This window comes from Pseudomonas sp. CFBP13508 (assembly GCF_005233515.1).
GTDB classification, from domain to species: domain Bacteria; phylum Pseudomonadota; class Gammaproteobacteria; order Pseudomonadales; family Pseudomonadaceae; genus Aquipseudomonas; species Aquipseudomonas mercuritolerans.
Genome location: NZ_QFZZ01000001.1, coordinates 53,983 through 76,912, shown reverse-complemented (window position 1 = coordinate 76,912; position 22,930 = coordinate 53,983). Strand labels below are relative to the sequence as shown.

Annotated in this window: 19 protein-coding genes; 7 read left to right on the top strand and 12 right to left on the bottom strand. The window is 59.3% G+C overall.

What is annotated here, in order from left to right; translation table 11 throughout:
* The 5 genes from PspCFBP13508_RS00400 to PspCFBP13508_RS00380 all read right to left on the bottom strand — a co-directional run bounded on the left by PspCFBP13508_RS00400 (position 1) and on the right by PspCFBP13508_RS00380 (position 5,303).
* The gene (locus PspCFBP13508_RS00400; protein WP_137213294.1) at positions 1-1,584 is read right to left on the bottom strand and encodes an EAL domain-containing protein; all 1,584 of its coding nucleotides are present in this window, start codon (positions 1,582-1,584) and stop codon (positions 1-3) included.
* Between the two features lie 156 nt (positions 1,585-1,740).
* The gene (locus tag PspCFBP13508_RS00395) at positions 1,741-3,381 is read right to left on the bottom strand and encodes a sensor domain-containing diguanylate cyclase (RefSeq protein WP_137213292.1); all 1,641 of its coding nucleotides are present in this window, start codon (positions 3,379-3,381) and stop codon (positions 1,741-1,743) included.
* A 123-nt stretch (positions 3,382-3,504) separates the two neighbouring features.
* Positions 3,505-3,897, bottom strand: coding sequence for a nuclear transport factor 2 family protein (locus PspCFBP13508_RS00390; protein WP_110599097.1), 393 nt, complete (start codon positions 3,895-3,897; stop codon positions 3,505-3,507).
* A 49-nt stretch (positions 3,898-3,946) separates the two neighbouring features.
* Positions 3,947-4,543, bottom strand: coding sequence for an NADPH-dependent F420 reductase (locus tag PspCFBP13508_RS00385; RefSeq protein ID WP_206662985.1), 597 nt, complete (start codon positions 4,541-4,543; stop codon positions 3,947-3,949).
* Positions 4,544-4,550: 7 nt separating this feature from the next.
* Positions 4,551-5,303 (bottom strand): 3-oxoacyl-ACP reductase family protein, encoded by a 753-nt coding sequence (locus tag PspCFBP13508_RS00380; RefSeq protein WP_137213290.1) that lies wholly within the window; start codon positions 5,301-5,303, stop codon positions 4,551-4,553.
* A gap of 112 nt (positions 5,304-5,415) precedes the next feature.
* Between PspCFBP13508_RS00380 and PspCFBP13508_RS00375 the strand changes: the two genes are divergently transcribed.
* Together PspCFBP13508_RS00375 and PspCFBP13508_RS00370 are read left to right on the top strand one after the other, a co-directional pair.
* The gene (locus PspCFBP13508_RS00375; protein ID WP_137213288.1) at positions 5,416-6,342 is read left to right on the top strand and encodes a LysR family transcriptional regulator; all 927 of its coding nucleotides are present in this window, start codon (positions 5,416-5,418) and stop codon (positions 6,340-6,342) included.
* A 167-nt stretch (positions 6,343-6,509) separates the two neighbouring features.
* Positions 6,510-7,469, top strand: coding sequence for a DMT family transporter (locus tag PspCFBP13508_RS00370; protein ID WP_137213287.1), 960 nt, complete (start codon positions 6,510-6,512; stop codon positions 7,467-7,469).
* A 554-nt stretch (positions 7,470-8,023) separates the two neighbouring features.
* On the opposite strand, the gene PspCFBP13508_RS00365 is transcribed toward PspCFBP13508_RS00370, so the two are convergent.
* The 4 genes from PspCFBP13508_RS00365 to PspCFBP13508_RS00350 form a co-directional block, all read right to left on the bottom strand.
* Positions 8,024-8,383: a hypothetical protein gene (locus tag PspCFBP13508_RS00365; protein ID WP_130910838.1), complete on the bottom strand. Its 360-nt coding sequence runs from the start codon at positions 8,381-8,383 to the stop codon at positions 8,024-8,026.
* Between the two features lie 493 nt (positions 8,384-8,876).
* Positions 8,877-9,311 (bottom strand): NUDIX domain-containing protein, encoded by a 435-nt coding sequence (locus tag PspCFBP13508_RS00360; RefSeq protein ID WP_137213285.1) that lies wholly within the window; start codon positions 9,309-9,311, stop codon positions 8,877-8,879.
* Between the two features lie 41 nt (positions 9,312-9,352).
* Positions 9,353-9,913, bottom strand: a complete 561-nt coding sequence (locus PspCFBP13508_RS00355) for a nucleotidyltransferase family protein (RefSeq protein ID WP_137213283.1) — start codon at positions 9,911-9,913, stop codon at positions 9,353-9,355.
* A 124-nt stretch (positions 9,914-10,037) separates the two neighbouring features.
* Complete coding sequence (locus PspCFBP13508_RS00350; RefSeq protein ID WP_130910835.1) at positions 10,038-10,904, bottom strand: LysR family transcriptional regulator; 867 nt, start codon at positions 10,902-10,904, stop codon at positions 10,038-10,040.
* A gap of 143 nt (positions 10,905-11,047) precedes the next feature.
* On the opposite strand from PspCFBP13508_RS00350, the gene PspCFBP13508_RS00345 reads away from it, so the two are divergent.
* Entirely contained in the window at positions 11,048-12,022 is a 975-nt protein-coding gene (locus PspCFBP13508_RS00345) for a hypothetical protein (RefSeq protein WP_130910834.1), read from the top strand.
* Positions 12,023-12,165: 143 nt separating this feature from the next.
* Positions 12,166-12,933, top strand: a complete 768-nt coding sequence (locus tag PspCFBP13508_RS00340; protein ID WP_130910833.1) for a TSUP family transporter — start codon at positions 12,166-12,168, stop codon at positions 12,931-12,933.
* Between the two features lie 12 nt (positions 12,934-12,945).
* Here PspCFBP13508_RS00340 and PspCFBP13508_RS00335 read toward each other — a convergent pair whose 3' ends face one another.
* Positions 12,946-13,890, bottom strand: coding sequence for a GlxA family transcriptional regulator (locus PspCFBP13508_RS00335; RefSeq protein WP_122699069.1), 945 nt, complete (start codon positions 13,888-13,890; stop codon positions 12,946-12,948).
* Between the two features lie 116 nt (positions 13,891-14,006).
* On the opposite strand from PspCFBP13508_RS00335, the gene PspCFBP13508_RS00330 reads away from it, so the two are divergent.
* Positions 14,007-14,771, top strand: coding sequence for an SDR family NAD(P)-dependent oxidoreductase (locus tag PspCFBP13508_RS00330; protein ID WP_137213281.1), 765 nt, complete (start codon positions 14,007-14,009; stop codon positions 14,769-14,771).
* Positions 14,772-14,828: 57 nt separating this feature from the next.
* Here PspCFBP13508_RS00330 and PspCFBP13508_RS00325 read toward each other — a convergent pair whose 3' ends face one another.
* Together PspCFBP13508_RS00325 and PspCFBP13508_RS00320 are read right to left on the bottom strand one after the other, a co-directional pair.
* Entirely contained in the window at positions 14,829-20,291 is a 5,463-nt protein-coding gene (locus tag PspCFBP13508_RS00325) for an ATP-binding sensor histidine kinase (protein ID WP_137213280.1), read from the bottom strand.
* 55 nt (positions 20,292-20,346) lie between these two features.
* Positions 20,347-21,018, bottom strand: coding sequence for a response regulator transcription factor (locus PspCFBP13508_RS00320; protein ID WP_016774275.1), 672 nt, complete (start codon positions 21,016-21,018; stop codon positions 20,347-20,349).
* A gap of 203 nt (positions 21,019-21,221) precedes the next feature.
* On the opposite strand from PspCFBP13508_RS00320, the gene PspCFBP13508_RS00315 reads away from it, so the two are divergent.
* The gene (locus PspCFBP13508_RS00315) at positions 21,222-22,226 is read left to right on the top strand and encodes a DJ-1/PfpI family protein (protein WP_137213278.1); all 1,005 of its coding nucleotides are present in this window, start codon (positions 21,222-21,224) and stop codon (positions 22,224-22,226) included.
* A 97-nt stretch (positions 22,227-22,323) separates the two neighbouring features.
* Complete coding sequence (locus PspCFBP13508_RS00310; RefSeq protein WP_137213276.1) at positions 22,324-22,704, top strand: response regulator; 381 nt, start codon at positions 22,324-22,326, stop codon at positions 22,702-22,704.
* Positions 22,705-22,930: the final 226 nt, after the last annotated feature.

Sequence of the window (22,930 nt, the reverse complement as noted above, 5' to 3'; positions counted from 1 at the left end):
TCAGGAAACAATCGGGTCCCGAAGAATGCGCGCGTCGATGCAAGGCCGACCGTCCAGATAGAGCTGTTGGAACTGTGCGCACTCCATGGCTTTCGCAAACAGCCATCCCTGTGCATAGCGCACCTGGTTGGCGCCCAGGAAGTTTAGCTGTGCCGGGGTCTCGACGCCCTCAGCAACAAGTGTCAGCCGTAGCGCGTGGCCCATCTGAATGACGTGAGTGACCAGTAAGGTCTTCTCCTCTGCTTCGCTGATCTGCTCAACGAAGGATCGGTCGATCTTGAGCACGTCCAGCGGTAATTGCTGCAGGTATTGCAGACTCGAATAGCCGGTGCCGAAGTCATCCAGCGCGACAACAAACCCGGCGCTCCGCGCGCGCTCCAGCGTTTCTTTCGCTGACGTTAGATCGACGAGGCTTCGCTCTGTCACCTCAAGCCATATCTGCGCGGGTTGCACGTCGAGGCGACGGCTTTCATTCAACAAAGCAGGGATCAGTCGCCCGGAGCTGACGTCGGCTGCGGCCAGATTTAACGCTACGTGCAGTGAACGATCACTGGCGAGCATGGCGCCAAGGTCTGCGAATACGCGGTGAACCACTTGGTCAGTGATCGCTTCGATCAAGCCACTGGATTCGGCCAGCGGGATGAACACGTCCGGGTAGACCAGCGTGCCGTTGGGTTTGCGCCAGCGGATCAAGGCTTCGGCGCCGATGCAGCGCCGGGTCTCAATTTCGATGATCGGCTGATAATGAACCACGAACTCCTGTCGCTGCACCGCGCGCTCCAGTGCCGCCAGCGGGGACAGCTTGCGACGCCACCAGCGCAGGCTCGCAATGACCAGGCCTACGCTGATGACAAGACCGATCGGCAGCAGATAAAGCACGTGCTGCCAGAGGCTGCGCAGCAGTTCCTGTCGCGGGATTGCGGCAATTACGGTGAAGTTGCCCTGGGCCACCAGTGTGTAGAGAAAGCCGTCCTTGAGGCCATGCGTAGGCCGCTCATGCACCAAGGCAAGGAAACTCGCCATGTTCGGGTCCGCCGGGCCGAGCAAGCGGCCCTGACGTGTGCCGACGGCCAGCCTGACGCCTTCATCCAGTACGACTTCGCGAAACTGCTCCGGGTCGACCAGCACGTTGAACGCAGCAAACTGCAACGCCAGCATCGGTTTGATCAGCTCGTTGTCATCCTGCGCATCGATGGACACCTTCACCCCGTCGTCGGTGACGAAATCCTCCGCCCATTGCTTCGACCGCGGCGGCGTGGCGCCCCATGACGTGCAGGCAAATACATCTTCTTCGTAGCCGACCGTCTCGACCGAAAACGTATTGATGGCAATCATGCGCATCTGCTCGATGCCCTGTGGCGAGCAGGGTTCGAGGTCAGTGACAGCAATGCTTTTCAGTGCCTGGGAGGCCTGCGCAAATGTCTGACTGGCGCGATCGTTGGCAATCGCGGCGAGCGTTTGCAGGCGGTCATGAGCCGCGTAGATCGACAGCATCCAGCCAGCCGCTAGGGTCATGCCCAACGGGACGATCACCGCAAGGGCCGTCAGCAATATTCCCCGCCGCATGATCTTGGAACGCTTCATTTCACCGCCCGAATGATTTGGCCCGTGACGCGTCTTCGCGAGTGCTGGACGCGCCGTTTGCGCGGCACCTACCGCTGCTTTTAGCGTGGAATCGAGGCAGAATCAACAACTCTGCCGATTAGTTGAAAGCCCCGTGACATGCATCAATTTGTAGCCTCATTCGGAATCGCTCGAGGCCATCGACAAGTACGATTCCACTCGATTGCGTCCACCCTGTTTGGCGCGGTAGAGGCATTTATCGGCTTTCTTGAGGACAATTTCTGCAGTAGTCGGCAAGTGTTCACACGTTGCCACGCCGATCGAAGCGGTAATGCGCCCCACGGTCGGAATATCACTGGTCGCAATGGCCTGACGTATCCGCTCAGCGATGGCACTGGCTGACTCGACACCGGTTTGCGGCAAAATCAGCAAGAACTCCTCTCCCCCGGCTCGGCACGCCAGGTCGCCGACGCGGGAATAAGTTTGCAGCGTATGCGCGACCTGTTTGATAGCCAGATCGCCCTTGTCGTGGCCAAAGGTGTCGTTAACCCTTTTGAAATGGTCGATGTCCAGCGATAACACCGAATATGTCTGCCCGGTGCGCTCAAGGCGGCGCAACTCCTGATCCATGGCTCTGCGATTGGCCAGTCCGGTCATGGGGTCGGTCAGCACCTGCTGGTTAAGGTGGCCCAGCTTCGCTTGCAACAACTGCACGCCGGCAAGCATCGCCTGGCGAATGGAAAACGCCTCGTGATACCAGGCCTTGACGTGGCGAAGTTGCTCGCTGGCCTGGGGCGCTGACAACTGCCGGGCAATACGCGACAGCTGATTAAGCGGTCGACAGATCAGCAAGGTGCCGAACCAGATCAGTACGAAGCCGATCAGGGCGGCAGGCAGCATTCCCAGCAGCACATCGCGCATCAAGGTGTTCAGCGGCGCCAGGCTGACCTCGCGCGGCTGCTGCGCGACCACCGCCCAGCCAGCGCCCGGCACCTGAGCGTACCCGGCGAGCATGGGTACGCCTTTGTAATTACGCACGCTCATCGAGCCGCTCTCGCCACGCAACGCCGCATCGACGGTTTTGCTCCAGCCCAGGGTGTCGCCAATGCGCGCCGCCTCAGGGTGAAAAAGCAGTTGGCGATCCTGATCCGCTACAAAGGCAAAGGTGCCTTCGTGGTGAAAATGGCGGCTGATCAGGGTGTGCAGCGCGTTGTCTTCGCGCAGATAAACCGAGCCGCCGATGATGCCCACGTAACGCTCAGCAGAGTCGTAAACGGGTTCGGAGATAAATACGACGAGATTGCCGGCGGCGGATGTATATGCGGAGCTGATGAAGGGCCGCTTCGCCTCGATGGCTTTGAGAATGGCATCCGAACGCAGCGTTGAACCGTTGATTTGCAGAGTATCCGGGTACGCCTCCAGCACCTTGGCAGTGCTATCGATGATGGCAATCGAGTTGAAATCGGCATCCTGTTTTTGCAGGCGCAGCGCTTCGGCGCGCATGACGCTGGGGTCACCCCAGGCCTTGCCCAGTTCACTGGCGCTGTACCGCACATGGTTCTGTGCTGAATGAATGAATTCAGCGAGACTCGAAGCGACCTTAGCTGCATAGGCGCTGTTCGATTGCAGCGCATGATCAACCAAGGCATCGCGCTGCACGCGGTAGGCCGTGACAAGGCTGTTGCCCAACGTCGCCAGAACAGACAGCAGTACCAGGGAGAGAATCAGCCAACGCAAATTCAGCGCAGTTACGGGCTGCGTGGCACCCAGCGTCTCGTCGCTGGCCGATTCATTTGGGGGGTCCGTTCTGTCGATCATCGTCTGCCCTGACAGGTCTCTTTGGGAGTTCGCAGCGAAAGCGCCTCAGCGAGTATATGCGCTTGTGCGTGACACGCCTGAGGGACTTCCAATACGAGAGCGTCTGCCAGCTGCGTTTGAACTTCAAGCCGGGTCCAGCAATACCCACAACCGCACGATTTTCCCTTCGCTGATTTCCGCCACGTCGACACCGCTGACAACAGTTGACCCAGCGCTCGGGCCCGCATGCCAGCGCAGGTAACCCAGGCCATGATGCCCAACCGCCGGCCCCTCGGGAACAAAAGCGAAGTCCGCCCCGAACTGATCCAGCAACGCACCGGCCACCTCTGAAATCGCCGCCCGCCCGGTGACGATGCCAGTCGGTTCGTACATCGTCGGTGTGCCTGCAAAAAGCTCATGCACCGCCGCAATGCGCTTCTGTGCATCGCGCTCGTTGAACACGCGCTGCAGGTTGGCCCGCAGCAAGGCGTCGTAGTTTTCCACCTCATTGATATTTCGCGAATCTGAGCCAGACATTTTTGAATCCTCGATTGGTATGTGAAGCCCGGTTGCCCGGGCTCAGCGGTCAACCATGTTTGACCAGGTTCAAGGCTGGCAGCGGTCCGCCCGGGAACTGCGCAAGCATTCCCTGCTGCACACCGCCCAGGTCGATGCCGTAAAAACCCAATTGATCAATCAGCTCTGCAACTTTGGTTTTGCTCGCGGCATCTTCACCGGAATAAAACAGCACCCGCTTGCCGCCCTCGGCGGAGGGATCGCTCAGCAGAGCCGCGAGCAAATGGTTGAAGGCCTTGACCACGTGCGCACCGGGCAGCATCTGCGCCACCACTTGCGAAGACGGCTGGCCGCCCAGATCGAACGGTTTGAACAGTGGCGCCTCGATCGGGTTGTTGGCGTCGATCACGATACGTCCATCCCAAGGCCCGAGATCGCGTACCGCGTCGGGGATCTTCGACCAGTTCACCGCCAGAAAAACAATGTCCGCCTGACTGGCTTGCTGAGCGGTCACCGCTTGTGCGAGTGGACCCAATTCGTCGACCAAACCGGCAAGGCTCTGCGGCCCACGGCTGTTGGCCAGACTGACCGGCAGGCCTGCGTTGACGAGCAACCGAGCGATGGCGGTGCCGATGGAACCAGTACCAATGATGCTGATAGTCATGATGCTCTCCTTACGCTGTGAAGCCGCCGTCGACGATTAATTCTGCGCCGGTGACAAACCCGGCGTCCGCACTGGCCAGGTACGCCACCGCGCTGGCAACATCCTTGCCCTCGCCGTACCGCCCCATGGCGATGTTCGGGCGTAGGAAGTCCGCAATGGGCCCGTCGGCCGGGTTCATGTCGCTGTCGGTCGGGCCAGGATGGACGGTGTTCACAGTGATGCCGCGCGGCCCAAGATCGCGCACCAGTCCACGACTGAAACCGGTCAGCGCACCTTTGCTCAGGGTGTAGACGGAGGCGGTAGCGAACGCAGCGTATTGCACCATCGAGCTGCCGATGTGAATGATGCGACCGCCCTGCCCCATGTGTTTGAGCGCTTGCTGAGTGGCGACGAAGACGCCGGTCACGTTCACCGCAAGGATGCGTTGAAAGTCCTCAAAGGCGATGTCCTCCGGGGCGCCAAGCAGGCTGATACCAGCGTTGTTGACCAGAATGTCGATCTTGCCAAAACGCTGTGCAACCTCGGCAATCGCTGCACGTACAGCCTCGGGATTGCCCGCATCGGCCGCCAGCGCCACAGCCTGGCCGCCCGCAGCGACGATTTCCTGCACGACCGCTGCGGCGCGATCTGGCGATGCGTTGTAGGTGATATCGACGTTGGCGCCATCTGCCGCGAGCCGCTTGGCGATTGCTGCGCCGATGCTGCGTGAGCCACCGGTAACGATGGCGATTTTGCCGGTCAGTGGAAGCGTGGAAGTGTTCATGGTCAAGCCTCTGGGTGGTTGGAGTTGATGAGGCTATGAGACGCCTTTTGATCTTCCACCAGTAGTGGAAGCCCACTAGAATCACTTTCAATTATTCGTTGAAGGTGCGCAGATGGAAACCTTAGGCAATTTGCTCTCATTCGTGCGCAGCGCCGAGGCGGGAAGCTTCTCTGCCGCCGCGCGGCGCCTGGGCCTGACTCCCGCGGCGGTCAGTCGCAATGTCGCGCAACTGGAGGCCAACCTCGGCGTACGCTTGTTTCAGCGCAGCACGCGCAAACTCACGCTGACCGAAGCGGGAGAACGCTTTCTGGCCAACGTCGGTTCGGGACTGGAAAGTGTTCAAGCGGCGATTGCCGATGTGGCCGGCAATGCCGGAGAGCCTTCAGGGCTTTTGCGTCTGAGCGCAGCACCCGGTTTCGCCAGGGATTTTCTGTTGCCGCTGATGCCCGAGTTTCTCAAGCAATACCCCGCCGTGACCCCTGAATGGCACGTCGACAATCGCCAGGTCGATCTCATCGCGGACGGGTTTGATGCGGCCATCGGTGGCGGCATTGAGCTGGCGCACGGTGTGGTCGCCAGAGCCATTGCCCCGGCGCATCTGATCCTGGTGGCATCGAGGGAATATCTCTCGGCACACCAGCGCATCCGGCATATTGAAGAACTGTCGACGCTGGATCACCTGGCCATGCGCTCGGTACAGACCGGCAAGGTGCGCAGCTGGATGCTGCAAGGGCCCGACGGGCAACGAGCACCGCTGGAGTTAGCGCCGCGCCTGTTGGTCAACGACCCGCAAGCGCTGTGTAAGTGCGCGCGCTTGGGATTAGGGGTTGCGCTGTTGGCGGTTCCGGATGTGCTGCCTTATCTGCAGGACGGCACGCTGGAGAGGGTGTTGCCGGGTTGGCATGTCGATGCGGGACAGATCTATTTGTACTTTTCCAGCCAGAAACTGTTGCCGGCCAAAACCCGGGCTTTTGTTGATTTCCTGGTCGGTCAGGCTCGGGAGGATGGTTGGGCCGCTCTCCTCGACGCTCGGGCTTAAAAGCAAGTCATACGACCTCTGAAACTCAACCAGCATCACGCCTAAGCGGTTTTTCAAGCCTTTCAAGCTTGCCGCGCCTGCTCGATTACGGTACAAATCGGGCAGTTGTACGACAACATAATAAAAACCTGAGCCACCCTCAGTGGCTATCATTTTTGAGATCTGCCATGTCCCGTCCTGAGTTTGCGCCAACCGTCCCCCCGCCCTTCCCTCGTTATCTCGCCGTGATCATTCTGTTGTGCATGGGCTGTGCGTTCGCCGGCAACCACGTCGCGGCACGGGTCGCTTTTGATGATGGCGCGGGCGTGTTGCTGGCGATTCTGATGCGCTCGGGCGGGACCTTGCTGGTGCTGGCCATTCTCGTCCTGTGGCAGCGGCAAAGCCTGCGCCTGCCGACGGGCGCGTGGCGTTGGCAACTGTTGTTGGGCCTTTTGATTACTGCGCAGAGCCTGTGTCTGTACTCCGCTGTCGCGCGGGTCCCGGTCGCTTTGGCGCTGCTGGTGGCCAACGTGTTTCCGATCCTGCTCGCCTTGCTGACCTGGGCGCTGGGCGGCCCACGACCAAGCGCGCGCACCGCGATGTTGATGGGCTTGATTCTCGTGGGATTGGTGTTCGTACTGGACGTCCCCGGACGTCTGTCAGACAGCGCCAGCGTCGGCCCGGAATGGCTACTGGGCGTCGCACTCGCCTTCTGCGCCGCCAGCGTCTTCGCCTGCGCGCTGTGGATCACCGACCACAAACTGTCGCAAGTGCGCGGCTCGGTGCGCAGCCTGCTGACCATCTTCATCGTGTTCAGCAGCGTCAACCTGGCCGGCCTGACCGGCGCCCTCCCCGGCGGACTCAACCTCCCCGCCACCTCAACCGGCTGGCTGGCCCTTGCCACGCTTGTGGTGCTTTATGGGACCGGCTTCATTGTGTTGTTCATCTCCGTGCCCCGACTGGACATGCCACGCAACGCCCCGGTGATGAATATCGAACCACTGGCGACGTTGTTGATGGGCTGGATTGTACTGGATCAAATGCTCAGCAAAGGACAGATCATCGGTGGCGTGATTGTGGTGAGCGGGATTGTTTTGCTGACGTATCGCAAAGCGCCGGTGAAGGTTGGGGTGAAGGCTGAGGTTTGAGGGGGTTTGGTGGCGGGACTCTTGGTTGGCGAGTCCTGTTTATCGCCCCCGGCTCGATACCGGATCAGCAGAATTGCAGGCTCTCGAGGTCTACCTGGGCATAGCTTCCTATTTCACCCTTGTAGAGATAAATCGCAGTTACCTCCAGCTCCGTTCGTAAGAATTCCGCCAGCGTTCTGAGTCTGGTGCTTTTGGTCATGGCAGGGCGTACATAGATTGCCAGCGTACGAAAATTCGCTTGGGCAGATCTGCGCCAATAACCGGTTTCCCCGTACCTCCCAACCTACCCAACCGCGCGCGGATTCTTTGTCGTCATTTGGTTCAGCGCCGCTGGCGCTCCCTCCCCCGGCTCGCAGAAACGTTCGACCTTGTTCGTAGCGGTAGTTTTTCGGCGGGTTTGGAACGTAACCACTCAATCCTTGATTCCTTGTTCTGATCCTTGAAGAACGGCCCGAAGGGTGACAGTCGAGGCCGGGTGGTGCAAGCCGTGGCCGTGTGCCAGCCGTGGTGCGCCCGGGTGTTGCGACGAGGTCTTGCGCTCGTCGCATTGCGGGTTATTTGGCTATTTCGACTTTGTCCAAAGCCTGATTGACCGCGATTTCGCCGAGCATGACGACCTGGGCGATGCCTAGAAGGGTTCTGCGGCGCGGGTTGTCGAGCAGCGCGGCGAAGTCGTAGAGCATGGTGGTGGCCGAGCCGAGGGATTCGCTGGCGTTGGCCAGCAGGGATTCGGTGTCGTATTTCGGGTTGGCGAGGAACATCTGTTCCGGCGTGTTGGTGCTGGCCAGGATGTCTGCCGGGCCGAGGTAGTGATCGAGGGCGCGTTCGGCGGCTTCGTGTAGTTTTTTCGATGCACCGGATTCGTAGGGTGATGCGGGGTCGCTGGTTGGGGGATTGGGTGTGACTTTGAACATGGTGAAACTCCTAGTTAGGAAAAGGAGCCTTCACATTCGCTACCAAACGAAGGTGGCGGCCATACGCGGGTTGGTAGACCGGTAACTAGGAACCGGCACACCCGAAGGTGTCCTGCGCATGGCCACCATTGAGCAGAGACCTGAAGCAGGCCTGCGAACGGTGCGCAATGCGACTAGTTATGGCGGGCTACCAAACCCGATCACTGTTTTTCAGCGACCGACAGACGATAGAACCCGCGACCTAGACGCACAAGCCGGCGGATTCTGGCGTAGTCGTAGGGAATGGCGCAAGGCGTTGTAGCCGTTTGCTTAATGCTTGAGTTACTGTTTAAACGGGCTAAGGGTTTTCTGTTTATGTGGCGGTGAATGGGCTGGCGTCATCGCGAGCAGGCTCACTCCTACAAGGGGATCAGGCGATGGGCAGTCACAGCATTCTGCTCCTGCACATTCAACTGTCGCTTCTTAAGCAGCCGGTCAGTCTCCATTTTGTTCCTCAGTCGTGTGCCGCTAGTTGTTCTTGGTACCTAAACGTCTCCATCAAAAACCCCAGCGCTCGACGAAAGACAGGATGGCAATCGCCATACGGTAACTCATCGAGCGAGGCCCAAAAAAATTCGAAGACATGCCCATGATCATCCAATGTCTGGTGAGACCATCGCTCTGACAGTGGCTCACGCACCTCGCAACGTTGGAACGACCAGACTTGCCCGTGGTGGCCAGACTCCCAGCTGCCTAAATCTTCACTGATTGTCGCATTGTGGATACCGGACTCTTCCGCCAGTTCTCGCAAAGCGGCCTCGGCGGGTGTTTCTCCGCGCTCAATGGTTCCTTTTACTAACTGCACGCCAGCCTGTGGATGTCGAAACAACAGGATTCGCGGGCGCTGTGCGAAACAAAGCACAACAGGACAGGCCTTGTCAGGATGCATAAAGATTTCCTTATCGGTTTAAACGATCAATCGGGGCGGCATCAACCCTGCGTTACGAGCGTCAACTTCGGCCAGATCTCGAGCCATCTCTTCGACTGCAGGCGCTCCAGAAACACCACGTATTTATCACTTTCAAATCGGGCGGTTGGCCGCACTTTCAGCGCAAACAAATCCTCCAGCCCCAACGGCGCCGAAACCTCTATCGCACCGTGCCGATCAAGCCTGACACCTACTGCCGTAGCAGTTTCCGGCCAGAACGTCATTGAATCCGCAGCCGCCCCATAAGGCGCATCGGCGTTCCGCTGGTGCATGCGTGCCTGGTTTTTCACCGACCACTTCAAGTCACTGCACAGTGCTGCAAGCTCGACCTCCACGGCCAGGTCTGTTTGCGCACTGGCACATGCTGTGTCAAACCATACGACATCAATGTCCTCGGGCAACGGCGAAGGTTGGCGCTGATGCAGATGATCCCAAACCAGGCTGCGCACAAAACCTGCGGCAACCCAGCAGTCCGGCAAGTTGAGATCCCTGACTATTCGCAAGATGTGCATGCGGACGGGATCTTCAGCAATCAGATCCCGCAGTTGCGCTTCCTGATTCATTTATTTCAATCCAATGACCATGGTTGCGAGAGCCTATCAGTGGTCTCTGTAAGCGCTCGGTTCCTTGTGCTGAATGACGAGTGCAGGCGAACTTTTCAGGATAGGGCCAACTGCCGCCCACTTCTCAAACCTTGAACTCTTCCTTGAGCAAATCGGCAAACTTGTCTTTTGCGCGATGAGATTCAACGTGCCTGTTCCAGATAAAATAATTCTGCACAGGCTTTAAGTCATTGAAGAAGAATCCTTGAATACCGCCGAGCTGGCGGAACTGTTCAAACATGCCTCTCGGCACCAACGATATCCCGGCGCCTGAACTTACGCAGCCAAGGATGGTGCCATAACTGGCTATGCTTGTTATCGGGTTGAAAACTTTGTACCGCTCCAGCCAGGTTAACAAAGCCTTTCTGTAGGGACATCCTTCAGGCCACATGAATAAATCCACACCGCGCAGGTCCTCTGGCTGGTTTATCACCCCCGCGGACGGCGAGGCAATCACTACTAGATCCTCTTCATAGATCTCCAGACTCTCGATGTCCGGATGTTCTGGCCTGACGGCAATCATTGCCCCGTCCAACGTGTAGTTGACCACTTCTGCGGATAATTGTGACCAATCGCCAGTGCTGAATTGCATTTGTACAGCCGGATAAAGTTGATGAAACCTGGATAGCACTTTGGGTAACCGGCCGGTAGCGGATGATTCTATGGCACCAATCCTGAGTTCTCCCGAAGGAGCTGACGACGGATCAAGCGCTCGTTGCGATTCTTCGCACAAAGACAGGATTTTGTTGGTATAGCCGAGAAAAAGCCGACCTGAAGGGCTGATGATCAATCCTCTGCCTTTCCTTATAAACAGGTCAACTCCAAGCTCACGTTCCAGAAGCTTGATGCGGTTGGTGATGTTGGACGGCACGCAGTGCAATCGCTCCGAGGCACGGACGATACTGCCCAGATCGGCTACTGCCTTGAACATGACCAGTTGCGAAAACTCCATGTAAACGCTCATTAAAAATGAATGATTGGGTCAGTATAAGTCACTTGTCGCAGGCCAACAAATCGGGCTAATTTCGCCGCTGCAAGGCAAGAAAGTGCGTTAAAACCAAACATTTCATAGGTCTTTAGGGAGAAGGACACATCATGAGCTCAGCATCGCCACAGAGTCGTTTGGAACCGCTTGAACATAAATCCATGCAAGAATTTGGCGAGACATTTATCCAGGCCCTGCCCAAGCACATACGCAACTTGAAAATTCCCGGACGTACCTTAGAAGAGAACCAACGGCGTCAACCGTTGCTGGCCTGCGTCGGCAACGTTGCTGAGATACAGGACGCCATGCTTGAGGTACTCAATCATTCCATCACGCAAGACGCGCAACTGGCGGCTGAAAGCGCATTCAGGGCGTTCCTCGAAAAGCCAGTAATGGACTCGTCGGTATTGAGCTTTTTCAATGGGTGGAATGAAACCCATAAAACCACCAGCCTTGTCTCGGCAAAAATCATCATGCGCCTGTCGGCGGATGCGATATCGGTATCTGCCGACAGACGTGAGGGTTACCACAATGTCATGGCGCATATGCATGAAGTGGCGAAAGATGATTTCGGTCTTGGACATCAGGGCCATGACGGAATGTACAACTACATGACTGCAGCTTTTGGTGCATCAGCCTGGGTTGAAGAACAATTCAAAATTGCTGAGTGCAATGACTTCGCGGACTTCCTATACATCACCGGGGTCGCCAAGCATAAAACGGCACTAAACTCGCAGGAACACAAATCTTCAATTATGGATGCGATGATGGTTTCAATCTCATCTGAACTCTGGAACGGTCGTGAATACAATTTCATCGCTCAATATATTGAAGCAAAGCTCCTCGCGGCGAATCCGTTCTTGAGGACAAACACGCAAAACCTGCGTAACGCCAAAGGCTACGTAATGGGCCACTCAGGAGAAGTTGAGAACAAACACGGATTGCATGCCTTGGCGGCCGCGCAAGCTTACGGTCGCACGGTAGGTCTGGAGTTCAAGCCTGCGCGCCTGAAGGGCATCATGCTCAATTACAATGAAAGAGTCGGCAATGCATTCTCCGCCATGCATCGGATTATGACCTGTTGATCTCTATGGATTAACGAAGCATGCCGATGAACTCTCATAATGTGAGCTTGGAGAATGATCGGCATGTTTTGACGATATTTAAACCAAACCACGAGCGACTCATGAACCTTCCGGCTAAATGACGTTCCGCAGGGATCTATCGCATGGATGTTGAACACGCTGTTCTTGCATTGGGTTTCTTCGCGTTTTGTGGTGGCCTGATAGACGCTGCGGTCGGTGGCGGAGGCCTGGTACAGGTGCCGGCACTTCTACATGCTCTACCCCAGTACAGCCTTGCCACCATTTTCGGCACCAACAAACTGGCCGTTCTGGCAGGCAATATTTCATCAATATCGGGTTACCTGAAGCGCATAAAAATCCGCTGGAAGCTAATGCTTCCGACCATGCTCGCCGCTTTTTTATTTTCTTTTCTCGGAGCTCTCTCAGTATCCCTTGTCCCTAAAAGATTGATGGAGATCGTCGTCTTTTTCATATTGATAGTCATGGCTATCTACACGTTTATGGAAAAAAAACTTGGTTTGGCAGGCAAAGACCGCCACTTCGGAACGAAAGACATTTGCCTTGGAGTTTTCTTCGGCAGCCTGATCGGTTTCTACGATGGTGTCTTCGGACCGGGCAGTGGCAGCCTGCTGCTGTTTATCTTCGTCAAGGTCTTTGGCTTTGATTTCCTCAATGCATCAGCCTCTGCAAAACTGGTCAATCTGGGGACGTTCAGCGCTGCGCTCATATTTTTTATCCCCTCCGGTAATGTCTTGTGGGCGATTGGCGGCATAGTTGCTTTATGCAATATGGCCGGTGCACTGACCGGTGTCTTTCTGGCATTACGTTATGGAAGCAGTTTCATCAGAGTTTTCTTCCTGATTCTGCTCGTATTCCTGATCGGCAGAATGGGGATCAACATTTTTTCGTAGACCCTGGTCACGTCATACCATCCGCCGCGAATCCCGCCGTACCGCCTGCGGCGGCACGCCAAAGCCGCGCATGAACACCTCGCGCATGTGCCGGCGGTCACGAAACCCGGTTTCCCTGGCGACTACATCCAGACTGTGACTGCTCTGCTCGATCAGCAAACGCGCCGCTTCCAGGCGCAGGCTCTCTATCGCCTTGGCTGGAGACTGGCCGGTTTCGGCGGTGAACACGCGGGTGAATTGCCGCGGACTCAGGTGCACCACTTCGGCCAGTTCTTCGACGCTCAGCGGGCGATTGAGGTGCTTGCGCGCGTAATCCAGCGCACTCTGAATGCGGTCGGATTTGGGCGACAGCGAGAGCAGTTCAGAATGCTGCGACTGGCCTCCGGACCTACGCTGATGCATCACCAGTCGATGGGCGACCGAGCGGGCGATTTCGCTGCCCAGATCCTTCTCGACCATACCCAGCGCCATGTCGACACCAGCGGTCATGCCCGCCGATGTCCACACCGGACCGTCGATGATGAAGATGCGGTCGTCCTCGACATTCACCGACGGATGCATCCTGCGCAGCGCCGGGGCGAACGCCCAGTGCGTGGTCACGCGGCGGTTATCCAGCACACCAGCCTGCGCCAATACGAACGAGCCGGTGCAGATGCCGGCCACGCGGCGTGCGCCGTCGGCGAGCCCGCGCACGCTTTGCAGCACGTCAGCATCGGGCGGCGTCAGCGGAGTCAGCGTGCCAGCCACCAGCCAACTGTCGGCCAGCCCCGCCTGCGTCAGTGGCAACGTATCGACGTGCAAGCCCAGCGAGGAGCTGACGATGCCGCCGGCCTGGGAAAAATTCTGCACCTTGTACACGGCTTTGCCCGTGACGATGTTGGCGAACTCGAACACCGACTGGGTCGCCAGCGCCATGACCTGGAAACCTTCCGTGAGCAGATAGCCGACTCGATGCATGGTCGCGCTCCGGTTGTTGAATGTCCTGAAACACTACCACATACGTCATTCAGGTCGGAGCAGGTTTTCTCCATCATGGCCCACATACCAATCAATCCACTTGCGGGACGCAGCTCATGAAACTTGAAGCCAACACTATCTTCATCACCGGCGGCACTTCCGGCATCGGCCGCGCACTGGCCGAGGCCCTGCATCAGCGCGGCAACAAGGTCATCATCGCTGGTCGTCGCCAGACCCTGCTGGCAGAGATTGCCCAAGCGAATCCGGGCATCGACACCGTGCAGCTGGACATCAACGATGCGCAGCAGATCAAGGACGTCGCCGCCGAAGTCATCCGCCGCCATCCGTCGTTGAACGTAATCATCAACAACGCCGGAATCATGCCCTTCGACAACGCGGGTTCCGGCGACTACGACGATGAGCAGGCAGTAGGTCTGTTGCAGACCAACCTGCTCGGCCCGGTGCGCGTCAGCGCGGCGTTCGTCGAACACCTCAAGCGCCAGTCCGAGGCCTACATCATCAACAACAGCTCGGTGCTGGCCTACCTGCCGCTGGCGACCACGGCGCTGTATTCGGCGACCAAAGCGGCGATCCATTCCTACTCGCTGTCGCAACGTTTCATGCTGCGCGACACCAGCGTCAAGGTCCTGGAAATCGCGCCACCTTGGGTCGATACCGATCTGATTCACAAGAGCGGCGACGAGCGCGCCATGCCGCTGGGCGAGTTTATCGAGGAAACCCTGATCAAGCTGGAAACCGCCACTACCGAAGTGCTGGTTGACCGAGTCTTGCCGCTGCGAGCCAACCAGGGCGCGAACGAGCACGGGTTGATCGAGCAGTTCAACCTGTCGCTGCTGGAAAATCCAATTCCGGTGGCCTGAACTCACCGACAGAAACACCCGGGCTCAATGCCCGGGCAGCCTGGCTGTTGATCATGTTCATTCACAACGCGGCAAGCCAAACACCACCCGCGCCCCGCTCGGCTCATTGCGCTCGGCCCACAATTTGCCGCCGTGTCCTTCAATGATCGTGCGGCAAATCGACAGGCCCATGCCCAGCCCGGTGGATTTGGTCGTGTAGAACGCCGTGAACACTTGCTCCGCCCGCTCGCAGGCAAAGCCCGGCCCCGAATCGCTGACACTGATGTGCACGTTATAACCCAGCGCCTCACTGCGAATCAGCAGACGTCGCTGCCCCTCTGCCATGATCGTCATGGCTTCGAGGCTGTTGATGATCAGGTTGAGCAACACCTGTTGCAGTTCGACCCGGTCCGCCACTACGAAAGGCAAATCTGCCGCCAGCTCAACGCTGACTTCGGCGCCGTGCTTGAGCGCTTCGCCACGGCTGAAACCGACCATTTCTTCAATCAGCAGATTGAGGCTGACAGGCTGACGCTGCGGTGGCGTTTTGTGTATCAGCGCGCGGATGCGCCCGAGTACGTCGGCGGCGCGGTTGCCGTCGAGAATGATATGCCGCAGGCCCTGCTCGACTTCGTTGATATTTGGTGGCTTTGCACCGAGCCAGCGCAACGCGGCATTGGCATGGGTCACCGTGGCGGCGATCGGCTGATTGACTTCGTGGGCAATCGATGCGGCCAACTGACCCATGGTTGCCACACGATTGGCGTGGGCCAGTTCCGTTTGCACCTGACGATAACGACGCTCGCCTTCGCGCACTTGCTCTTCAGCCAGCTTGCGTTCGCTGATATCCAGCACAAAGGCCAGGCCCTGTCGCCGACTCGCTTCGAAGGCGGCCAGACCGACAATCACCGGCAGCCGACTGCCGTCCTTGCGGATGTACTCCTTTTCGAATGGCTGGGCCCGGCCGGTGTGGATCGCCGTTGCCAGTGCAATATCGCTGTTAGCGCGCATCGCCGGCGGGGTCATGTCACGCCAATGGACATTGCCCGAAAGCAACTCATCACGGGTGTAACCGACCATGCGCAGGAACGCGTCGTTGGCCTCGATGATTTCCCCTTCCACGCCCCAGACGATGATGCCGATGATGTTGGCGTCGACCAGCCGACGGATCTTCGCTTCTCGCTCGGCGAGGTCGCGGTACAGGCGCGCGTTGTCCAGCGAGATCGCTGCCTGCGACGCCACCAGGCGCAACACGGCGAGACGCGTCGGGCTGAACACCCCGGCGGACAGGTTGTTTTCCAGATACAGCGCCCCGGCGACCCGCGCCTGATTCATCAATGCCAGGCAAAGGATCGAGCGCGCGCCTCGTTGCTGAACGTATGGATCAGCGGCGAACAGCGGATCGGCAACCGCGTCGTCCAGGCACAGGTTTTCGCCGGTGCGCAGCGTCTGGTAGAGCACCGACTCTGCCAGCGCCACCGTGTGCAGCGGCGCGTTGCACAACTGCGTGGCACCGTCGCCGATACGGGTTCGCGCAGCGACATAGGGAACGTCGGCGTTCAACAAAATAAGCAGGCCATGCTCGGCCCCGGCCTGTTCGATCGCGGTGCGCATCACCGTTTCGATCAAACGGTCCAGGACGATCTCGCCGGAGACTGCTTGAGAGACCTTGAGCACCGTTGCCAGGTCGAGATGTTCAACTGGCGTAATGAGCGTGGTGACCGGATTCGGTTGCGCCTCTTCGGCACGCAGAAAACGATGACGTCGCTCCAGCTCCCGCACCTTGCCAGCAGCCCCCCAACGCAGATAGGCATAACGTGCGTCGCGCAGGTAGACGCGGGATATCCTGGCCAGACCGCGAGCGCTGTAGAACCGTGCGGCCAGTTCGTTGGCCAGCGCTTCGATATGGAGCAAACCATTGTCCTGAGCCAATTGAATGGCTTGCTCGTACTGCAATTCGGCTTCGAGCAACTGCCCGGTGACGCGCGCCATTTCCGCGCCGACCAGCGCCACCTGACTGGCGAAGGTCTCTGCACACAAGCGCGCCCACGTCTGCAACTGTTCATGATGTTGACCCAGACGCTGCAAAGCTCCGGCGTCAGTTTCGCCGTGGGCCGCCAAGGTCAACGCCGCGTAGAAATGGTATTCGGCCTCCTCGAAAAACGCCGAAACCACCCACAAAAGTCCCTGCGCCTTGGCCGCGCACTCAGCGGCCGCCGCGTAATCCCCGGCCAGATAGCGCGCCTGCAACTTGCGTACCCAGTACTTGCCGCGCGCCAGCGCCAGATCCGCCGAACCGGCCAGATGTGCCTCGACAGCTGTTTCATCGAACCCCTCATCGTCGAAACAGCCGAACGTCGGCGTCTGCCCGCGCAGCATGCGGATCAGCGTCAACTGGCAGCGCATGAAATCCGCCACCAGACCGAAACCGACCTTTTGTGCATAGACCAGCCCTGATTCCGCTTGCGCCTGCACCTCGGCCAGCGGCTCGCCGATGAATAACAGATCGGAAATCAGGCTGTTTCCAGCGAACGCCGCATACGGCAGATCGCCGCTGCGATGGGCCGCGTTGAGCGCACGGCGCAACAGTTCGCGGCACTCGCGCACTGGCCGCATCCAGCGCACCACGAAGATCGAGAAGCACAACCAGGTGCTCGCCTCATAACGCGTGAGCCCGCGCCGATCAACCAGATCGCAGCCCAGACGGCCAAATCGATAACCAGCGGCATAGTCGCCAAAACGCGGCCCCGACACGCGCCCGAAGTTGGCATAGAGCAGGCAGGAGGCGTCGCAGTTGCCATATTGCAGGCTCAGGCTGATCGCTTTGCAAATGGTCAGGCTGGCGAGGTTCAGATCCGACTGCACCGCCGGCGCGAAGAGTTTGCCCAGCGCATCGAGGGTGGCCCGCGCGGCAGGATCCTCCATCAGCGGCAAGTCGATCATCTGCTCGATACTGCGCCCGCGCAGGTTGGTCCAGACCTGCTGGTATTCGTCGCGCACCTGGCTATCGTCCGGACGCGCTGGCCAATCGATGCCGACCTGACGCAGAAAGGCCAGACACACCGTCACCGCCCGGTCACTGCGATCAAGCAGCAAGTAGACATCCATCTGCAGGCACGCCACCGCCGCGCGCTCGACGGTGGTCAGGGCGCGCTCGGCCAATGTCGCCAGGCGCGAGTCGGCAAGCTGCAGTTGGCCGGTGAGAAATTCGCACTCGGCACGGTTCAGCTCCAGAGCGAAACCCAGTTCATGCCGACTGTCATAACCCTGCTCGCCCAACAGTTCTGCGCCGGCGCCCAGATAGGTCAGTGCTGAGGTATAAGCGGTCGAGGCCTTCGCTCGCTGGCCGGCGAGCAGGTTGAACTCGGCCAGCTGCTCGCGCTCGGCACGCAGGCTGATCAGATGCGCACCGCGATTGAGCTGGCCGACAATCTCGAAGATCGCCTCCTCGCGCCGCTCCCCCTGGGTTTGCAGTGCCAGCAGCCGGCCGATGCGCAGGTGCATTTGCGCCCGTTCGGTTTCAGTGATCAGCGAATACGCCGCCTCATGGATGCGATCATGCACAAACCTGTAGGCACCGTCCTGACGCTCGACCAACTCCAGCCGCACCGCCGGCCACAATGCGGAGTGAGCGTGAGGCACCGGCACATCAAGGACTGTGGCCAGCGTGTCGAGACGTGCGACGTTGCCCAGGCAGGCCAGTTGTTGCAGCGCCTGGCGGGTTTCCTGGGGCAGCCGCGCCAGTTTGCCGACCATCAAATCGACGACATTGTCGGTGTAGTCCTTGCCGTTGATCAGGTGCACATCCCAACGCCAGCGCTGGCGCGCAGGCTCGTATGTCAGCAGCTTCTCCTCGGCCAGGGCGTGCAGAAACTGGATGACGAAGAACGGATTGCCAGCGGTCTTGTCCAGTACCAGCCGCGCCAGCCCGACAATGCTCGCCGGCGGGCAGCGCAGTGATTCGCTGATCAGTTGTTCGATGTGCACGCCAGCCAGTGGAGCCAGACGAATTTCGTCAATGTGTACGCCGGCGTGACGCAGGGTCTTGAGTGTGCGGCTGAGTGGGTGATCGCCATCTACCTCGTTGTCGCGATAAGCACCGACCAGCAGCAGATGAGGAGTCTCTGCGCGACTGAGCAAATCTTCGAGCAGATCAAGGGTGGCCGCGTCGAGCCATTGCAGGTCGTCAAGAAACAGCGCCAACGGATGCTCGGCCTGAGCGAACACGCCGATAAAACGCTGCAAGACCTGAAGGAACCGCTGCTGCGCCTGTTGCGGCTCCAACTCAGGCACGGGCGGCGGCTCGCCGATGATCAGCTTGAGTTCGGGGATCAGATCGGTGATCAACCGCGCATTCGCTTCCAGTGCCCGCAACAGTGCTTCGCGCCAGCCCGCCAGTACGTCGGTGCGCTTGCCCAATAGCGTCCGCACCAGCCCCTGAAAGGCCTGAACCAGGGTCGAATAAGGCACGTCGCGCTGGTACTGGTCGAACTTGCCGGCGGCGAACAAGCCACGCGACGGCACCAGCACCTTGTGCAGTTCACTGACCACCGACGATTTGCCGATGCCGGAATAGCCGGATACCAGCACCAGTGTCGGCGCGCCTGTCTGCACCACGTTGGCGAAGGCATCGATCAACGTTTGCACTTCGTGTTCGCGGCCGTAGAGTTTTTCCGGAATCAGCAAGCGCTCGCAGGCGCCCTGCTCGTTCAGCGTAAACGTCTCGATCTGCCGCATACGGCGCCAGTCATCGAGGCAACGGCGCAAGTCATGCTCGACACCGGCTGCGCTCTGATAGCGTTCCTCGGCCGTTTTCGCCAGCAGTTTCATGACCAGTCGCGAGAACATCGGCGGCACCGTCGCCACCCGTTCACACACGGGCATTGGCAGCCGCGCGATATGGCAATGCACCCACTCCGTCGGGTCATTTGCACTGAACGGCAGCGAGCCGGTGAGCATCTGGTAAAGCGTCACGCCAAAGGCATACAGATCACTACGCGAATCGATCGAACGATTCATCCGCCCGGTTTGTTCCGGCGCCATGTAAGCCAGCGTCCCGGCGATAGATTCCGGTGGCGTGGGCGCTTGCCGCTCCCGTGGCAAACGCGTGGCCAGGCCGAAGCCGGTCAGCCGCGCCTGCCCATCATGGCAATGGACAAAGACATGCTGCGGTTTCAGGTCTTTGTGCACCAGGCCACGCTGATGCATATGGCCCAGTGCCTTGGCGATGTTCGTGGCCAATTCCAGGCAGGTTTCAATATCCAGCGGGGCGACCAGCAATCGCGACAACGGCTCGCCGCCCGGATCGTCGAACAGCAGACGAACTCGGGTGCCCGTACGCTCCAAAGCTGTCGGCTGCAACGCCCAGGCAGGATTGAGGTCGTTCCTGAGGCTGTATTCATGCGCAAGACGCTCCAGGGTGCTCGGCAATGGCTGGCCCAGCGCCGGACGCACCGCCAGTAAGCTGCCATCATTCGAACCGCGCTCACGGGACAGCACCCGCTCGCCGTCCTCCCACAAAATCTGTTTTCTGCTGGCCATCTGCGTCGACACTGCTCAGGTTTTTGCCGCACGGTGAGTTGCACTTCGCCAGCGCTCAGGGGTTGCGCTGGACAGGCTCGATGCCCAGCGCTTCTGCGATACGCACCAGATCGGCCACTGAACGTGCGGCCATTTTGCGCATGACCTGGCCACGGTGGACCTTGACCGTGACCTCGCTGAGGTTGAGCTGTCCGGCAATCTGTTTGTTCATCAGCCCGGCAATGACGAAGCCGAGCACTTCGCGCTCACGTGCGGTCAGGGTTTGGTAAGCCCGACACAAAACGGCGCCGGAGTGTTCGGCTGCTAGCCGCGCACGGTCGCGAGCCAACGCACTGGCCACGGCGTCGAGCATGTCCTGATCACGGAACGGCTTGGCCAGAAAATCCACCGCGCCGGCCTTCATCGCCTTGACGCTCATGGCGATGTCGCCGTGGCCGGTCATGAACACCACGGGGATGCGCAAGCCGTTTTTTTCCATCTGTTCCTGAAACGTCAGGCCACTTTCGCCGCGCAGGCGCACGTCGAGCACCAGGCAACCGGGTACCTCACGTTGCGCTTGCGCGAGAAAATCTCCGGCGCTGTCGAAGGTTTGCACCTGCAGGCCGATCGAGCGCAGCAAGCTGTCGAGGGCCTGGCGCATCGAGGCATCGTCATCGACCACGTACACCACTGGCTCGCCGAGCACGCCGGGACTTTGCGCAGGGCTGGAATGCGACCACAAGGTCATTGTGTCTCCTCGGCGAGATCGCAGCACGCATTGGGCTGGTCAATAAATCTAGTTCAGGATGGCCACCGCATCCAGCAACCGGCCGGCCGGACGTTCAGCGATCAGGCTAACAGTCAGCGCCATTGCCGGCCGGCCAGAAACCCCTGAAAATCGGCCAGGCCGAGGCAGTCCCGCCTTTAGCGATGCAAACAGGCAGGCCCGCGATGTCCAACCATTCCTCTTTTCCATCGGCCCCGCGCGACGTGGTGTTTATCGCCTACCCACGCCTGAGCCTGCTCGATCTCAGCGGTGCGCAGACCGTGTTCTGGGCCGCGAGCAAAGCCATGGCCGAGCGCGGGCAGCCCGGTTATCAACTGCACACCGCCAGCCTCAGCGGCGGCTTGATCCAGACCGTCGAAGGGCTGGCCATCGACACCCAAGCGCTAACCACGCTCGACACCGCCGCGCTGGACACGCTGGTCGTGCCCGGCGCCCCTGACATCTGCCAGACCCTTGAGAAGCACCGCGAACTGAGCGACTGGCTGCAGGACCATGCTCACCTCGCCCGCCGCGTGGTCTCGGTGTGCAGTGGTGCGTTTCTGCTGGCTCAGGCCGGATTGCTCGACGCCCGCCGCGCTGCCACTCACTGGGCGATGTGCGACGCTTTGCGCGATCGCTTTCCAGCGGTCGAGGTAGATGCCGACGCGATCTTCATTCAGCAAGGCAAGGTCTGGACCTCGGCCGGAGTCACCGCCGGGATCGATCTGGCGCTGGCGCTGGTCGAGGCCGATTACGGCCGTGAAGTGACGTTGCAAGTCGCGCGGGAATTGGTGGTGTACATCAAACGCCCCGGCGGCCAGGCGCAATACAGCACGCTGCTGCAATCGCAGGCGCAGGACGCTGCAATGTTCGATGATCTGCACCTTTGGCTCATGGAGCGCCTCGGCGATCCGAATCTGACGGTGGAGCGCCTCGCCGAGCAAGCCGCAATGAGCCTGCGCAACTTCACGCGGGTCTATAAAGCGCGCACCGGGCGCACACCGTCGAAAGCGCTCGAGCTGTTCCGGCTCGAAGCGGCCAAACGCCTGCTGGAAAACTCCCCGCACAAAATCGAACGAATCGCCCGCCTCTGCGGCTTCAACGATGAAGAACGCCTGCGCGCCTGCTTCCAGCGCCACCTGTCGATCTCCCCGCGCGAGTACCGCAGTCGCTTCAGCCGCGATGGTTGAACCGCTATACCTACGTATAGTTTTGCCCGCTGGCCATCAGCGTATGGTGCAAGAACGACAGGAGTCACCAAGCTCGGCCGCCCGGCCCGGGAGCGTTATGTACAAGACGCATGTCATTGCGGTAGTGGACGACGACGAGGCAATGCGCACATCGCTGAGCAGCCTGCTGCGAGCGTCGGGGTATCAGGTGTTCTGCTATGCGGCGCCAGCGGACTACCTTGACTCGGACGGGCCGGCGCAGACTGATTGTCTGATTTCCGATATGCAGATGCCGGGCATGAGTGGTTTGCAGATGCTGGATGCACTGCGGGCGCAAGGCTGGAGGATGCCGGTGATTTTCGTGTCGGCGCATCACGGAGATTTGCCTTGCGACAAGTCCCGAGCGACTGATGTCGTTGCCTGCCTGCGTAAACCCTTTGCGGCGGACGAGTTAGTTGCCTGGGTTGAGGTTGCACTGCGTAGATCCGGAAATACTTGATGAGGCCGTCAGCGGATTGAATTGCGTGTCGCCTGGATTTATCCCATTGACCCACCACAACCCTATGCAGGAGTGAGCCTGCTCGCGATTGCCCAAGCCGCAGCACCGTTTTCATCAAGCCCAACGCAAAGGTGTGTTCAATGATTCACCCCAAAAAACATGACATTGCAAAGGAATCAGTTGTTAGCGCGAACGTGCGGGATGATCGACAAATTGGATATGCTTT